The organism is Legionella sp. MW5194 (assembly GCF_016864235.1).
Taxonomy (GTDB): Bacteria; Pseudomonadota; Gammaproteobacteria; order Legionellales; family Legionellaceae; genus Legionella_C.
The window spans coordinates 1171955-1186585 of record NZ_CP045732.1 but is presented as its reverse complement, the minus strand read 5'-3'; the positions used below and the strand labels follow the sequence as shown (position 1 = coordinate 1186585).

Here is a 14631-nt window from a genome sequence, read left to right as displayed (position 1 = left end):
TCCACTTTACGTTAAAATAATTTTTCCAATCATGCGGATTGTATTCCTAGGTCTTAATAGCAATTTAATTAAAAACTTTATATTTACCGGCATTTTTTGATACATAATCAAGCGATCTGTATAAATAGTCTTTAAGGAAATATAATGAACATGCTTTCTAAATTGGTCTTCAGTGTAGAACGTATGGGCAGTTGATTTATTGCGGTCTGTAAATTCCCTGCTAATAAGATCATCTACTTTTTTATAAATTCACTATAATGATACTGAGGGTTTAAGGCAATTTCTTGATAAGCTCTATCAACAATTCTCTGTAGATAATCATTGTCTTTTATTTTTCTAAAACTTCATGAATATTGCTAAAATCCTTTTTAATTCAATATAATGTCTTTCGGGCTTTAATATACCTGAATAGTTTCCTTCATATAATACTAATGCCGTTTTAAGTGCTATTGCCTCAAAACACCGTGGTGAAATCTGGTTAAGATAAAATTTTCCTTCATGTTCTTTTAAAAACATAGCTTGAACTTGATGAAAAGTTACCCGCGGATGAAGAAATTGGTATTTCTCAATTTTTTTCTCAAGCTCTCCAGTAAAATCCATTACACTGGCGCCGCTTTCAACCCCTAGTGTTGCTTTGCAATTTCCTATAAACTCAATCCAATTTTCACCGTATATTCTGTCGCTTTCATTGTAAGATATATCAACATTCAATTTTTCGTGAATTGTATGTTTCTTCCATTTTTCAACTATATCCCATTTTTCAAAGCCTAATTCTCCATACCAGAATGGCAAGCGCCTCCCACGGTAACCCACGTGAATAGCACGATCGGCGATTGGCTTCACATTATCATAATTTAGAAGTCTCTTAGGGATATAACCAGTTAAATTGTTGTATTTAGAAACTCTTGGTAATTCATTCTCTGGATATATTCGCTTGATTTCTTCTTCACAAAAACAAGAAAACAATACATCGACATTTAAAGATTTTAATTCTTGCCTCATAGTATTGATTTGCCGATATTCATCCTGAACAAAAATAATTTTTAGTCCCTTATAGTCTGCTATTCTTTTCTTAGCATTTTTAGAAAGATAGTGGTCATTTAAAATACATAAAGAGTAGTGAATGATAATTGCATCAAATTTATTAAAATCTAACTTGCTGCTTATATCTCCCATCCCTGAATGTACCCAAATCTTATGGCTTGAATAGTTTTCAAAAGCATCAATATGATCAACAATCGTATTTGCATCATTACCTAATAGAGGCCTATTGCACAGAAAGAGAATATTTAATTTCATCAATCTATCTCACTAAATAATTCAGCTGTTTGTATCTTATTATTATCATCCTCACTGACAAACCACTCCGCTGGATGATAGAATAAAGTACAGTCATCCTTGTATTTTCCTTTTACCTCAAACTGGTAGCTTCTAGACAATAAATCATAATAAGTGGCTGTTGATAAATCATACAAATCCAAAGTTTGATAAATAGCTGCTGAGAAAATGTATTTACCATTACCTAATAAGGTATTCTTATAAACCAATTTCACTGTGGCTTCATCCGATTCATGGAGCTCAAAAGTGTATTTTTGGCTACAGTGACGAGAAAGCCAACGACCATCCTCCGTAAAAAGTAAAACGACAAAATAGACATCAAATTTATCTTTCTTATCCGCCCTAATAGTAAATTGTATAGTTAATTCATCGCCTGAATTGATTTCAGAAATTTCTTCATTGAATCGATCCAGTAATCTAATTTCCTTTATTTTCAAACCATCAATTAAGGATGGCCAACGAGAAACATCACTGTCTTTTTGATCAATGACATTAAGTAACAAGTCAGATTTATCAGAATCGGTGGATGTATGTTGAGAAATAACCTGGCTCAGTAATTTCTCTCGAAGCCACTTCGATTGAATAATAGGCGCAGGTTTTTTATTAGATAGCTTATTGTTAACTTGATTCTCAATTTCTAATCTTTTTGTATACTCTTCGTATCGCTTTACTATATCAATGGCTTTACCCTGCATAATAACTTCACCACACTCCAGCCAAATTGCAGTTTCACAAAATTGTAAAACTTGAGCAGTTGAATGCGAAACAAGAAGTAAGGTACATCCTGAACTCGTTAATTTTTTCATCCTATCAGCTGACTTAGCGCTAAAATACGCATCACCAGCACCTAAAACCTCATCAACAATAAGGATATCCGGCTTTATTGCTGTCGCTGTTGCAAAATAGAGTCTAGACTGCATGCCAAGCGAATATGTTTTGATTGGCTGATATAGAAAATCTCCCAATTCAACAAAATCAATGATGTCTTCAACTGCTTCGTTGTACTGGTCTTGAGTCAATCCGTTGTATATGAGCGAAGCTTTGATGTTTTCCAACCCCGTAAATTCAGGATGAAATCCTAAGCCCGTGCTCATCAATGCCTGAATTTTACCATTTACAGCAACATCACCTTGGGTTGGTAAAAAATTACCTGTCATTAATTTCAATAGCGTCGATTTTCCTGCCCCATTTCGTCCAACTATTCCAACTCTCTCACCCTTATGAATAGTAAGATTTACATTCTTTAAAGCAAAAAATTGTTGGTAATTATTTCCTTTACTGAGTCCTAATGCATCTAGCATCATCTGCCAAGGAGTGTTGTAAAGTTTATACGTTTTATCGACATTCTTAAATTCAATGGCCTTATCATGCAAATTCATAAAATACCTTTTTAGTTTTATCGTAAAAATAATGACCAAGGCTAAAGCAAAATATACTAATAAATGTAGCGATTAAAAAATTACAGCTTATGACACCTTCTACAAATAAGTCTTGATAAGACCATACATAATACGAAAATGGATTTAAATAAATAATTAATTTCAATGTCTTAGGAACCATAGCGGGTGTATAAGCGATGGGGCTTACAATCATAAGGAGCATGGTGACAAAAGAAAGTGATTGTTGGATATCTTTAAGTACTAGATTAAGAATGGACAAAACCCAAACAATACCAGTTGTAAACATTACTTGCAGCATAATGAGTGCGGGCAATACCAAAATGCTTAGGCTTATAGTCCTTAGACAGAGCAGATTAGCAATAATCAACAATAGAACACCTACAAATAATGTCATACAATTTACCACCACAGCTTGCAAAGGAATAAACTCTGATGGATAAACTGTATTAAGAAGAAGGGATTTTTTGCTGGATAAAGATGTAGTTCCGGCAGTCAATCCATCAGAAAATCCAAGAAATGGCAGCAGGCCACTCATAATATAAATGACATAGGTATTAGTACTCATGTCAGTGGGTTTAACACGAAAAATAACAATGTATAAGGTTGAATAAATAAAAAATAGTAGCAACGGGTACAATATAAACCAGAATATCCCAATTACTGAACCTGCATGACGCTTGGCAAGTTCGGAAACGATTGAGTTTTTCAATAGACTATAGTGTTTAATAATTGAAAGGAAAGGATTTACCAAGTGATTTATTATTTTCATAGCTTAAATCCAACTAAAACGTTTACTATTTTCTCCGCTGCATTACCATCACCATAGAGTGGCGAGCCCCCTTCCACTCGTTGATTGCAATTAACAAGTTCAGTCAATAAATACGCCTTATCCGGCGAACACAATTGATTCCAACCCGCCTCCACCAGCTCAACCCACTCCGTTTCATCGCGCAGCGTGATGCAGGGAACCTGATTGAAATAGGCTTCTTTCTGCACGCCGCCGGAATCGGTCACAATAAAGGCCGCATGCTTTTCGAGAGCCAGCATATCGAGATAGCCAACCGGCTCGGTCAGAAAAACCTGTTTTTCCAGCGTTGAAAAATAGCTTTTCCGGCTCAAGGCAGCACGGGTGCGTGGGTGCAACGGCAGAATAATCCGGTAAGTTTTGCTCAATTCAATCAGGGCATTGCAGATATTCTGCAGCCGTGATTCATTGTCAGTATTTTCAGCACGGTGAATGGTTGCCAACACATACGGTTTAGCGAGAAGTTGCCACTCATCGACTTTGGTTTGCCTTGAGGCATTCAGTTCATTGTAAAACAGCGTCGCATCGAGCATCACATCGCCGACATTAACGATCTGTCTGGGGTCAATCCCTTCCTTCAGTAATTGCTGTTTGCCGTTTTCTGTGGGAGCAAACAATAACTGGCTTAAGTGATCGGCCGTGATGCGGTTAATCTCTTCGGGCATTTTACGGTTAAACGAGCGCAGTCCCGCTTCGACATGCGCCACAGGAATGTGAAGTTTAGCCGCCGCCAAGGCACCCGCCAGCGTGGAATTGGTGTCTCCATAAACCAGAACCCAATCGGGTTTCTCTTTGATTAATACCTCTTCGATGGCGGCCAGCATCTGCCCTGTTTGATGACCATGGCTGCCTGAGCCAATGTTTAAATGGTAGCCCGGTTGCGGGATGGATAACTCGTCAAAAAACTGCGACGACATATTGGCATCGTAATGTTGCCCGGTATGGATGATGATTTCATCCACATCAGCCCGTTTCGCGATGATTCTGGATACCGCGGCGGCTTTGATGAATTGCGGGCGCGCACCCACAATTGTACACACTCTAATCATAATAAATCCCCGTCCTACTGTTCCATCAATGTCACGGTGTTGTTTTCAGTCAGAATATAGATGTCGCCCGTCTGCTGGCATTTGGCATAAGAAAGACCGTCCGTTTCTTTCTTGAATAAAAGTCGTTCACCAAAACGGCTCATCCAGCCAATTTGCCGAGCCGGGACTCCCACCATCAGGGCATAAGCCGGCACATCCTGGTTGACTACCGCACCAGCGCCGACAAAGGCGTACTCGCCAATGGTCACGCCGCAGACGATTGTGCAGTTCGCCCCTAAGGTCGCGCCTCGTTTTACAAGCGTGTCACGGTATTCGTCCTTGCGGGAGACGGCGGATCGGGGGTTATACACGTTGGTAAACACCATGCTCGGACCGCAGAAAACATCGTCTTGCAATGTGACATTGTCATAAATGGACACGTTGTTTTGTATTTTAACATTATTACCGATCACCACCCGGTTGCCGACAAACACATTCTGGCCGAGACTGCAACGTTCGCCAATGCGTGCCCCGCCGCAGACATGAACCCAATGCCAAACGCGTGTTCCTTCGCCCAGTTCGGCACCCTGATCAATAATGGCAGTGTCATGAGCCTGATACGACATACTATAACTCCAGGGGTAAATGTACCGTTGAACCATCGCGTGCGGAACGGTAAGCGGCAATTAATAATTCCAACGAGGTTAACCCTTCACGGCCATCCGTTTCCGGTTCTTCCTTGCCCTGCAGGGTATTGATTACATTGTCATAATAAAGCGGGTGACCAAAGCCGTACACGGACGTTGTCTGATAGCTGGCGGCCTTGATTTGATCATCCTCGGGTTGCCTGTCGGCGAATTCCCATTGCTGAATCTCATTAACGGCCACACCGCCAATTCGAACCGTGCCTTTTTCACCGAGAACGGTAATTGAGCCCTCAAGATTTCTGGGATAGGTCAACATCGTCACGCTGACAGATCCCATGGCGCCGCTGCGCCAGCGAATGTTCATCACGCCCGTGTCTTCGGTTTCAATGTCGCGGGCTAATGTTCCCATCATGGACTGAACCGATTGCACCGGACCGAGCAGCCAATGGATTAAATCAATGTAATGGCTGGCCTGATTCATGAAGGCGCCGCCATCAAATTCCCAGGTACCACGCCAGGACGCCTGATCATAATAATCCTGTGGGCGCGTCCAGAAAACATTGATATTGGCCAGATAAATCTTGCCAAAACGACCCTGGTCAATGGCCTTTTTTAACAGTTGCAGAGTGGCATTACGCCGGTTTTGTTTCACAACAAACAGACGGACGCCGGCTTCATCGCAGGCATTCACCATGCGTAAGCCATCCTGCCAGCGGGTGGCCATTGGTTTCTCAGTCAGTACATGCCGCCCGCTACGGGCAATCTGGATGGCCTGAGAAGGATGCAGGCCGCTCGGCGTACACAGTGAAATGATGTCGGCATTGGTGTGTTGCAACAAGTCTTCAAGGCTTCGATAACCGTCTACGCCGTATTCGCTGGTGGCTTTTTGCAGGGCCTCGGCATCGATGTCGCACACCGCCGTCAGGTTCAGGCGATCGCGGTGTTCAGCAATGGATTGCAGGTGATTGCGCGAAATGCGGCCACAGCCGACCAAAGCGATATTGATTTTACGATCCGTGATATTCCAGGGGGCTTTTTTCATCATCAGGCGCTCACTATGTTATTGCTTTTAAACGTCTTGAATGCTGCACGGGTATCAACAATCAGCTGTGCATGTTCGGCAATCAGGGCATAGTCAAAGGCATTGTGGGCTGTGGCTAAAACCACGCAATCGTATTGACTGATCGATTCGGCGGTAATATCCACGCTCTTCATTTCCAGATGGTGATGACGCATGGGCGGCAGTACCGGCACGTGCGGATCAGAATAGCTGACCAGCGCGCCTTTTTCCTGAAGCAATTCAATGATTTCCAGCGAGGGTGATTCACGCATGTCATCGACATTGCGTTTATAGGCTGCTCCTAAAACCAGTATTTTACTGTTTTTGATCGCCTTGGCGCGTTCATTTAACGCATCGGCCACTTTATTTATAACCCATAAAGGCATGGCACTATTGATTTCCCCGGCCAATTCGATGAATCGGGTATGCAGGCCATATTCCCTCGCCTTCCAGGTCAGGTAAAATGGATCGATGGGAATGCAATGGCCGCCGATACCGGGTCCTGGATGATAGGCGACGAAACCAAAGGGTTTGGTGGCAGCGGCATCGATGACCTCATGAATGTCGATACCCATCTTGTCAGCCAGAATTTTCATTTCATTGACTAAACCGATGTTCACGGAGCGGTGAATGTTTTCAAGCAGTTTGGTCATTTCAGCGACCTTCGTTGAGGAAACCGGCACGACCTTGTCGATAACGCCTGAATACAGGGCCAGCCCAGCCTCAAGGCAGGCCTGGGTATCGCCGCCGCAGACTTTGGGAATGGTCGCGGTGGTGAAATGCTGATTGCCCGGGTCTTCACGCTCAGGGGAATAAACCAGAAAAATGTCGCGGCCCACCACAAACCCGCGGCTTTCAATCCGGGTTTTCAATTCTTCTTCGGTGGTGCCAGGGTACGTGGTGCTTTCCAGTGAAATCACCTGTCCCGCGCGAAGATGAGGCAGGAGAGAGTCCATGGTCTGCAGCACGAAGCTTAAATCGGGCTCTCGGTATTTATCCAACGGCGTCGGTACGCAGAGAATAATCGCATCCGCTTCGGCGGCCTGCGAAAAATCAGACGTGGCTGTGATGTAATTTTTTACACCCGCAATCTGCTCTGAAGGGATATGTTGAATGTAGGAACGGCCTTGGTTAATCGCCTGGTTTTTACGCTCATCGACATCAATACCAATGACGCGGTAACCCACCTCGGCAAAACGCAGCATTAAGGGCAATCCAACATACCCAAGTCCTACAATGCTAATCATTGCTTCTTTGTTTTTTATTCTTGGCAATAACGTTGCTAACATCTTCTTCATCCCATCTAAATTGAACTTTTACAGTTACAGGTACACTTATTTTTCTTTTAATACAGCATCCGTACTCTTGAATGTTTACGATCGATAAACATGGCCGGGAATCATAGCACCCAAAATTAAAAAAATCTCTTAATTAAACAAAAACAGTTCAATCGTGAAAAAAATTTACCGATTTTTATTTTGCCTGCGGAAGTGAAATGATTTAAAAAAGAAAAAAGTCGCCAAAGCCGGGTGATTGGCTATATACTGGCTTAACGTTTAACAACCGGGTGGTTACATGTCCTTAAAGGCCATGTATAACGAAATCGCGAGTCACTACGCGACAGCTGATCGCTTTGGCTCTTTAAGCGAGAGTCATAAAACAGCAATAGAACAGATTAAGAAAGAACATTTGGGTTTTAAAGAGAATTACAAGATTCTTGATTTTGGCGTAGGCAACGGCGCCTTTCTTGAAAAACTCAGAGAATACCTTCCCAATGCTCATTATACCGGGATTGATATTTCCTCCGAAATGCTGACTCAAGCCCGAAAAAGACTTCCCCTGACCACCATCGAAGCCAGCGCCACCGAAGCGAGCCATTATCTCCCCCACCACAGCCAGGATTTGGTTCTGGCTCATTTCATCAATGCCTACATCCCTATCCATACCCTGTTCTCCGAGGCTGACCTGCTGACGCGCTCCAATGGTTATTTTTCGTTAATTACAACAACGTATGAATCCTTTCCCATCGCCCAGCAGCAACTGGCCAATTTCATCGCCCAGGGCACCATGCTAAGCAGTGTGGTCGGCCATTATTACAAAACCATGGTCAAAAACACCACGGTAGCCAGCGGGCTGGATGAATTACTGCATGTCTTCGCCCAACATCAGTTTAAAGTGGTTGAGCATCAGCGTCTTCATATTCCGGTGACGCTCAATGACGTTGATGAACTCGCCCTTTTTGGCATTGAGGGAACCTGGTTTTTAAATACCCTGTCGATGCGAATGCTGCCTAAAAATTTTTTAGTGGCACGTCTGAAGCGATTATTCGACAGGATATTTACTTTCCCCTACCATGACACCCATATTATTGATGTGATTCTCGCCAAGAAATAATTGCTGATATGCATAAAGACAAGGAGTCGACGTGTTTTTAGAGGCCATAAAAAAACAACTGCCCGTCTGGGATACCCGCCAGCTGCAAACCAATAACATCGTGATGATCACCTTCTGGAGTCAGTTTTCGGTTTATGCCTTAAACACGGTTCTTGTTTTATTTTTAACCCGCCCCTTATTGGCCCATGGTTTGGGTTACAGCCATGCCAAAGCCTACGCGTTTATTGGCATCACTCAGGCAACCAGCTACCTCATGCCGGTTCTGGGCGGTTTTATGGCGGACCAGGTGCTTGGAGTAAGGCGTGCGATTCTTTACGGCAGCATCATGCTGGCCTTAGCCTATCTGCTGGTTATGTTAAGCGGTTTAAGCTTAAGCGGGTTCGGCGATAAACTGTTTATCGCCGCCTATGCGTTCATTCCGGCAACCAACTCCCTGTTATTGGGAACTGCTTCCGGCCTCGTTTCCCGTATTTATGAAGACGATGCCATTGAAGCCAAAGCGGCTATGACTTTTTACTACATGGCCATCAATGTCGGCGCCCTGCTCGCCACGATATTGGCTCCGGCTTTACTGGACAGCGCCTACGGTCCCCTGTCAGTCCTGGCTGTCACCTTCATCGGTAAATCCATGGCGGCGCTTAATTTTGCCAGGCGGTATTCCCTTTATGACAATGTCATCTGGGGTAAAGACCAGCAACCGATGACCGCTAAAACGCGTTATCGTCTCGCGGCTTACCTCGCAGCCATTTATGCTTTTACCCTGCTTGCCTATTCCCATGTCCAGATTGCAAGCCTGGTCATCGGTTCAGGCTGCGCGGCCGGGATTGCCTGGTTCCTCATTAAAACATTTGCCTTATCCGGCGAGAGCCGCAACCGGCAACTGATTGCGTTATTGCTTATCCTTGAGGCAGTTGTCTTTTTTGTTATTTACAATCAGATGAACAGTACCCTGGTGCTGTTTGCCAAAAGCAATTCCAACCTTAACCTGTTTGGCTTAACCATTCTTCCGGCACAATATCAAATTTTAAACCCGCTACTCATTATTCTGCTCGGCTCGCAATTACCCCGGTTTTACCGCCTGTTTCCGCGCTTTACCATCCCTTATCAATTCGCAGCCGGAACGCTGCTGTCGGGGCTCGCGCTGCTGATTATGGCCTTTGCCTCACAGCAGGCTGTCGAGGGTTATGTCGAAGGGAATTACATTGCGCTGACCTATATACTGATTACCTTGGCCGAATTATGGGTGAGCGCCATCGGCTTGAGCATGATCGGCCTTTATTGCGATGGACAAAACATCGCCTTTGCCATGGGCGTCTGGTACCTGGCAAGCTCGCTGTCCAATGCCATTTCCGGACAACTGGCAGGCTGGGTTGATATCCCTGAGGCTGTGAAGTCAGCAGAGCAAACACTCCCGGTTTACCAGCATTATTACCTTTGGGTAGGCTTCGCCGCAGTCGCCCTTGGCGCGTTGATGGCCTTTATTGCTTTTCTGATGCAAAGGCACATGGCGCGTCGAGGGGTGCGGTTGGCTTAGATGGGGGCAGAGATACTGACTACTGATTGAGTTATTTACCTTGTAGTTTTTCCAAAAAGGACTTTGTTTGTAGCTGCCTATGCGGCAGTGAACGCGCAACGGCTTAGGCTAAGATGCGGCGACAATTTCTAAGCTGCCTGTGCGGCAGTGAACACAACCTCCATTATTTATCAAGCTCTTGCTATTTTCTAAGCTGCCTGTGCGGCAGTGAACATCATTCTATGTTTAACCGGATGCCTTTGTTTTTTCTAAGCTGCCTGTGCGGCAGTGAACCAAACTGCATTGTTATTGCTCCATAACTCATTTTTCTAAGCTGCCTGTGCGGCAGTGAACGTACTACAAAATTCATAATACAGACATTGATTTTTCTAAGCTGCCTGTGCGGCAGTGAACACACATCCATACCACACTGACAAGCCGTTAGCTTTCTAAGCTGCCTGTGCGGCAGTGAACTTCTCACCGGACAGTATGGCCAACAGGATTGTTTTCTAAGCTGCCTGTGCGGCAGTGAACGCCAAACTTTGCAATTCAGCACTAATTTAAACTTTCTAAGCTGCCTGTGCGGCAGTGAACGCTCCTTTAATTAAAACGGAATGTCGTCATCATTTCTAAGCTGCCTGTGCGGCAGTGAACGCTGTGGACGGATCAAAAGCTTATGGGGTTAGTTTTCTAAGCTGCCTGTGCGGCAGTGAACACAACCGCCGAAATAATCAAATTTCGGTGCGTGTTTCTAAGCTGCCTGTGCGGCAGTGAACGCCGTTGATGCTGTAAAGCATGCGTGTACATTTTTCTAAGCTGCCTGTGCGGCAGTGAACGTAGCAACGCTGCGAGGAGCGGACACAGATATTTTCTAAGCTGCCTGTGCGGCAGTGAACTCTGATGGCCCCCAAGATTATGTCAAATATTTTTTTCTAAGCTGCCTGTGCGGCAGTGAACGTTCCATCTATTTGTGAAGCATCGTAGTTAGATTTCTAAGCTGCCTGTGCGGCAGTGAACACAAGCCTCTATTAGGCGGAAACCTTTCTGTTTTTCTAAGCTGCCTGTGCGGCAGTGAACTTAAACCCCATGTACGAGAATATCTCATTTCTTTTCTAAGCTGCCTGTGCGGCAGTGAACATTCCCGTTGTCGGCCTTGCTGACAATCCCGTTTTCTAAGCTGCCTGTGCGGCAGTGAACTATTCCAGGTATCTAACGCCCCAATCGCAACCTTTCTAAGCTGCCTGTGCGGCAGTGAACGATAGTACATATACCAACCTCCCTCTTTAAGATTTCTAAGCTGCCTGTGCGGCAGTGAACCGGCTATTGGGGGTTCTAATCCTTTCGGTGCTGGTTTCTAAGCTGCCTGTGCGGCAGTGAACCCGTTCCTTGGAACTTATTCCGAAATTGTCCTTTTTCTAAGCTGCCTGTGCGGCAGTGAACCGGAATAAGATTATTATGGCCTTTGGTCCCATTTTCTAAGCTGCCTGTGCGGCAGTGAACGTTAGAGCGACAGTGTGTCGCAATTCTATTGTCTTTCTAAGCTGCCTGTGCGGCAGTGAACTGCGGCTAGTGGTGTGTGCCACGTTCAGTTATTTTCTAAGCTGCCTGTGCGGCAGTGAACCCATTATCGTAAAAAGCATATTTACCGCCCAATTTCTAAGCTGCCTGTGCGGCAGTGAACGAAGTGGACTTGTCCGTGTTAGACACATCGAAGTTTCTAAGCTGCCTGTGCGGCAGTGAACGATCAATCATTTTCGTCGGGCAACCCCCAATTTTTCTAAGCTGCCTGTGCGGCAGTGAACGACTGATTTGAGCCACGGGACGCGCGAAAATATTTCTAAGCTGCCTGTGCGGCAGTGAACTGGTAGGCGCTCATCGTTCCACACAGACTTAATTTCTAAGCTGCCTGTGCGGCAGTGAACGGGTTAATGCAATGTGCCATTGCGATCGACCATTTCTAAGCTGCCTGTGCGGCAGTGAACTTTGTAAAATTTAAACCTTTTTTAAGGCTGCGTTTTCTAAGCTGCCTGTGCGGCAGTGAACGACCGACGAAAATCAAGTGACTGGGTCACAAGATTTCTAAGCTGCCTGTGCGGCAGTGAACATGGAGTGAAAGTGTTTAAATTGAAAACCCCTTTTTCTAAGCTGCCTGTGCGGCAGTGAACGCGGACTTTAGTCAGCTGGAAAAATGGTTGCATTTCTAAGCTGCCTGTGCGGCAGTGAACACAACACGCCTTGTTTTGCTACATATGTGGATTTTCTAAGCTGCCTGTGCGGCAGTGAACGATTTATTAAAACACCAAGAAGCTATTTTAAATTTCTAAGCTGCCTGTGCGGCAGTGAACGTGTAGACGTCTACTTCCGGTTGACTAATTAATTTCTAAGCTGCCTGTGCGGCAGTGAACGGGATACTATAATGCGCCGATCGTAGACAGTATTTCTAAGCTGCCTGTGCGGCAGTGAACAGAGAAGCTCACATTAAATTGTATAGCTGACATTTCTAAGCTGCCTGTGCGGCAGTGAACTTAGAGCGACAGTATGGCGCAACTCCATTGTATTTCTAAGCTGCCTGTGCGGCAGTGAACGGTGCCATTATTACAGCTCCGTTTATATTCCATTTCTAAGCTGCCTGTGCGGCAGTGAACTCAACAAATTAACACATAAATATAGTGACAACAAAAACTTAATGAAAAAAAACTTCAATTACCCATGCTTTTTCTTACAGATTTAATCCATTGAATTTATTACAAATTTTTAATGAGCAAAAATTAAAGGTACAATAAGGCTACTAGCCGGCTTGATACATTCCTCTCTTAACTAATCAAAGTATTATCATGATAAATCCTCGCTAAACCACGGAATAGTGGTGGTTTTAGAAAGACCAAACTGATCAAACTCCCCGAGTACAGGCTGATCGAGCATTTTACCCAGCTCAAGGTATCGTCGGTATCTTTTTCCATTAGAGCCACTTACCAATTGGAAATAAGCACTATCCCAAAAATTTTCAATCCTGCTTGCTTCGTATTGCCCAATTTGAGTCTCGGCTAATGATCCGCGCTTTAATAACCTTCTTAATTTGGATTGGCTCTTGGTCGGTTGCTTGCGATAAACCGTGCGGAACTTTGTACAAACAGGGACAGAGCGAATTGGGTTTTCTACACAGTACCCCTTCATCCCACCGATCCAATTCAAATTTTGTAATCCCTGCAATGCTATTTTGTTACCATGAACACGCAAAATATTTCCCAAGGTTTTGTCGTACTTTGGAAAACTAACGCCAATAGAGGTCGAATGAAGATCGCATAGTGCTTTATGGAGTTGACTATAAAGCGCATTCATGAGCACTGGCACGGGAAATTCCGGTTCGGAAAAAATAATAATATCTTGATAGTGATCCATACTCTTCCCCTATTTGTCGCTTTCACCAAATACGCCGCCCCTGACCAAAACAGCCATGACATAATGTTCATCCTCTACTCTTGGTAATTTTTCACCGCGGGCCCATCGATCAAAAAAAGTATAGAAATCCTGTTTTTCTGTGGGCGTTCTGAATGCTTTACCCAAATTTGTGACTGCACCATAGGGCTCAATAGCGATTGGTCCCGCAGATGTCACTGGGTTACTGTATTCTGGATACCAGGTATCAATAGTTCGTAAGGCATTACCAATTTTTTGTGAATGCATGGCCGCAATTCCATCAACCTGGTAAAGTACTTTACTTTTTTCGCCTTTCCCCTTATCCAATACCAATTCCTCACTGGGATATACATCCTGGGCCTTACCAACCTTAGCGTAGCAGGTAATATCAATTATCAAAAAATCATCCTCACTGGCTAATGCAGCAGCAATCTCACTGGCGAGACTTTCAACGTCACTGCTCGTTGTTTCCATCACACGGGGATTAAAATCCAACGCATTAAAAACCCACTTTTGATTTGAATTTTTATTCAATGCTTTAACGTCTACCTGGATCTTTTCGGCACCAAAGCGATTGCGCCATAAAAATCGCGCATTGGCGATATTAAGTGCATAACGCCTCGCCAACTCTTTCATCCCCGTTCCCTCCAGATAATGGCTCACGGCTTGCTGATAACTCTGTTTAAAAAGAGCGTTATTGCACGCCGAGGGATGATTCAATCCGCCTAAAACTTTAAGTGTGAAGTGAACTTGAAGCGTATCCTGTTCTGAACCTAACGAGCAGACATCTACCGTTTGGAGATTTGGCTTCTCAACTTCGTTATTAAGTGCCACCGGATCATTTTGCAACGCCGGCTTAAGACGGTTTGAGATGGTTCCCCTTACCGATTTTTCAATGAGCTGAAGCGGACTGGCTTTGCTCCTGTTTTCCCATTGGCAACCATACATATACCCATCAGAGGGGATTAATTTTTTTTCAAACGCTAACACAGATGCGGTGTTTTCTTTCTTAGCCATAGCCATCCTCCT

11 protein-coding genes and 1 CRISPR repeat array are annotated in these 14631 nt (G+C 44.3%); of the genes, 2 read left to right on the top strand and 9 right to left on the bottom strand.

Going from position 1 to position 14631, the window contains the following annotated elements; genetic code table 11:
• Positions 1-336: 336 nt before the first annotated feature.
• Genes GH742_RS05610 through GH742_RS05580 form a run of 7 tightly spaced genes read right to left on the bottom strand, consistent with a single transcriptional unit; the run spans position 337 to position 7567 of the window.
• Positions 337-1299: a hypothetical protein gene (locus tag GH742_RS05610; protein WP_203456468.1), complete on the bottom strand. Its 963-nt coding sequence runs from the start codon at positions 1297-1299 to the stop codon at positions 337-339.
• A complete protein-coding gene (locus tag GH742_RS05605) occupies positions 1299-2717 on the bottom strand; it encodes an ABC transporter ATP-binding protein (RefSeq protein ID WP_203456467.1) in 1419 nt (472 codons plus the stop codon). Before GH742_RS05605 ends, GH742_RS05610 begins: the two co-directional genes overlap by 1 nt.
• Positions 2704-3507, bottom strand: coding sequence for an ABC transporter permease (locus GH742_RS05600; RefSeq protein ID WP_203456466.1), 804 nt, complete (start codon positions 3505-3507; stop codon positions 2704-2706). The genes GH742_RS05605 and GH742_RS05600 overlap by 14 nt, the downstream gene beginning before the upstream one ends.
• Entirely contained in the window at positions 3504-4592 is a 1089-nt protein-coding gene (gene wecB, locus GH742_RS05595; RefSeq protein WP_239005290.1) for a non-hydrolyzing UDP-N-acetylglucosamine 2-epimerase, read from the bottom strand. Before wecB ends, GH742_RS05600 begins: the two co-directional genes overlap by 4 nt.
• 14 nt (positions 4593-4606) lie before the next feature.
• Complete coding sequence (locus tag GH742_RS05590) at positions 4607-5197, bottom strand: acyltransferase (RefSeq protein WP_203456465.1); 591 nt, start codon at positions 5195-5197, stop codon at positions 4607-4609.
• A gap of 1 nt (position 5198) precedes the next feature.
• On the bottom strand, positions 5199-6263 hold the full coding sequence (locus GH742_RS05585; protein ID WP_272946945.1) for a Gfo/Idh/MocA family protein: 1065 nt from the start codon (positions 6261-6263) through the stop codon (positions 5199-5201).
• Positions 6263-7567 carry a nucleotide sugar dehydrogenase gene (locus GH742_RS05580; protein WP_203456464.1) on the bottom strand — a complete coding sequence of 435 codons (1305 nt, stop codon included), beginning with the start codon at positions 7565-7567 and terminating at the stop codon, positions 6263-6265. The genes GH742_RS05585 and GH742_RS05580 overlap by 1 nt, the downstream gene beginning before the upstream one ends.
• A 286-nt stretch (positions 7568-7853) precedes the next feature.
• Between GH742_RS05580 and GH742_RS05575 the strand changes: the two genes are divergently transcribed.
• Both GH742_RS05575 and GH742_RS05570 read left to right on the top strand, forming a co-directional pair.
• Entirely contained in the window at positions 7854-8672 is an 819-nt protein-coding gene (locus GH742_RS05575; RefSeq protein ID WP_203456463.1) for a class I SAM-dependent methyltransferase, read from the top strand.
• Between the two features lie 31 nt (positions 8673-8703).
• Positions 8704-10206, top strand: coding sequence for a peptide MFS transporter (locus GH742_RS05570; RefSeq protein WP_239005289.1), 1503 nt, complete (start codon positions 8704-8706; stop codon positions 10204-10206).
• A gap of 65 nt (positions 10207-10271) precedes the next feature.
• Positions 10272-12830: direct repeats of the CRISPR family, unit length 28 nt; unit sequence TTTCTAAGCTGCCTGTGCGGCAGTGAAC.
• A 187-nt stretch (positions 12831-13017) separates the two neighbouring features.
• Here the strand turns inward: GH742_RS05570 and cas6f are convergent.
• Both cas6f and csy3 read right to left on the bottom strand, forming a co-directional pair.
• The gene (gene cas6f / locus GH742_RS05565) at positions 13018-13584 is read right to left on the bottom strand and encodes a type I-F CRISPR-associated endoribonuclease Cas6/Csy4 (RefSeq protein WP_203456462.1); all 567 of its coding nucleotides are present in this window, start codon (positions 13582-13584) and stop codon (positions 13018-13020) included.
• A gap of 9 nt (positions 13585-13593) precedes the next feature.
• A complete protein-coding gene (gene csy3 / locus GH742_RS05560; protein WP_203456461.1) occupies positions 13594-14619 on the bottom strand; it encodes a type I-F CRISPR-associated protein Csy3 in 1026 nt (341 codons plus the stop codon).
• Positions 14620-14631 lie beyond the last annotated feature (12 nt).

Coding starts and splice junctions, on each gene's coding strand:
- GH742_RS05590 (WP_203456465.1), bottom strand. CDS start 5,197: ATGTCGTATCAGGCTCATGACACTGCCATTATTGATCAGGGTGCCGAA.
- GH742_RS05605 (WP_203456467.1), bottom strand. CDS start 2,717: ATGAATTTGCATGATAAGGCCATTGAATTTAAGAATGTCGATAAAACG.
- GH742_RS05580 (WP_203456464.1), bottom strand. CDS start 7,567: ATGTTAGCAACGTTATTGCCAAGAATAAAAAACAAAGAAGCAATGATT.
- GH742_RS05585 (WP_272946945.1), bottom strand. CDS start 6,263: ATGATGAAAAAAGCCCCCTGGAATATCACGGATCGTAAAATCAATATC.
- wecB (WP_239005290.1), bottom strand. CDS start 4,592: ATGATTAGAGTGTGTACAATTGTGGGTGCGCGCCCGCAATTCATCAAA.
- GH742_RS05600 (WP_203456466.1), bottom strand. CDS start 3,507: ATGAAAATAATAAATCACTTGGTAAATCCTTTCCTTTCAATTATTAAA.
- GH742_RS05610 (WP_203456468.1), bottom strand. CDS start 1,299: ATGAAATTAAATATTCTCTTTCTGTGCAATAGGCCTCTATTAGGTAAT.
- cas6f (WP_203456462.1), bottom strand. CDS start 13,584: ATGGATCACTATCAAGATATTATTATTTTTTCCGAACCGGAATTTCCC.
- GH742_RS05575 (WP_203456463.1), top strand. CDS start 7,854: ATGTCCTTAAAGGCCATGTATAACGAAATCGCGAGTCACTACGCGACA.
- csy3 (WP_203456461.1), bottom strand. CDS start 14,619: ATGGCTAAGAAAGAAAACACCGCATCTGTGTTAGCGTTTGAAAAAAAA.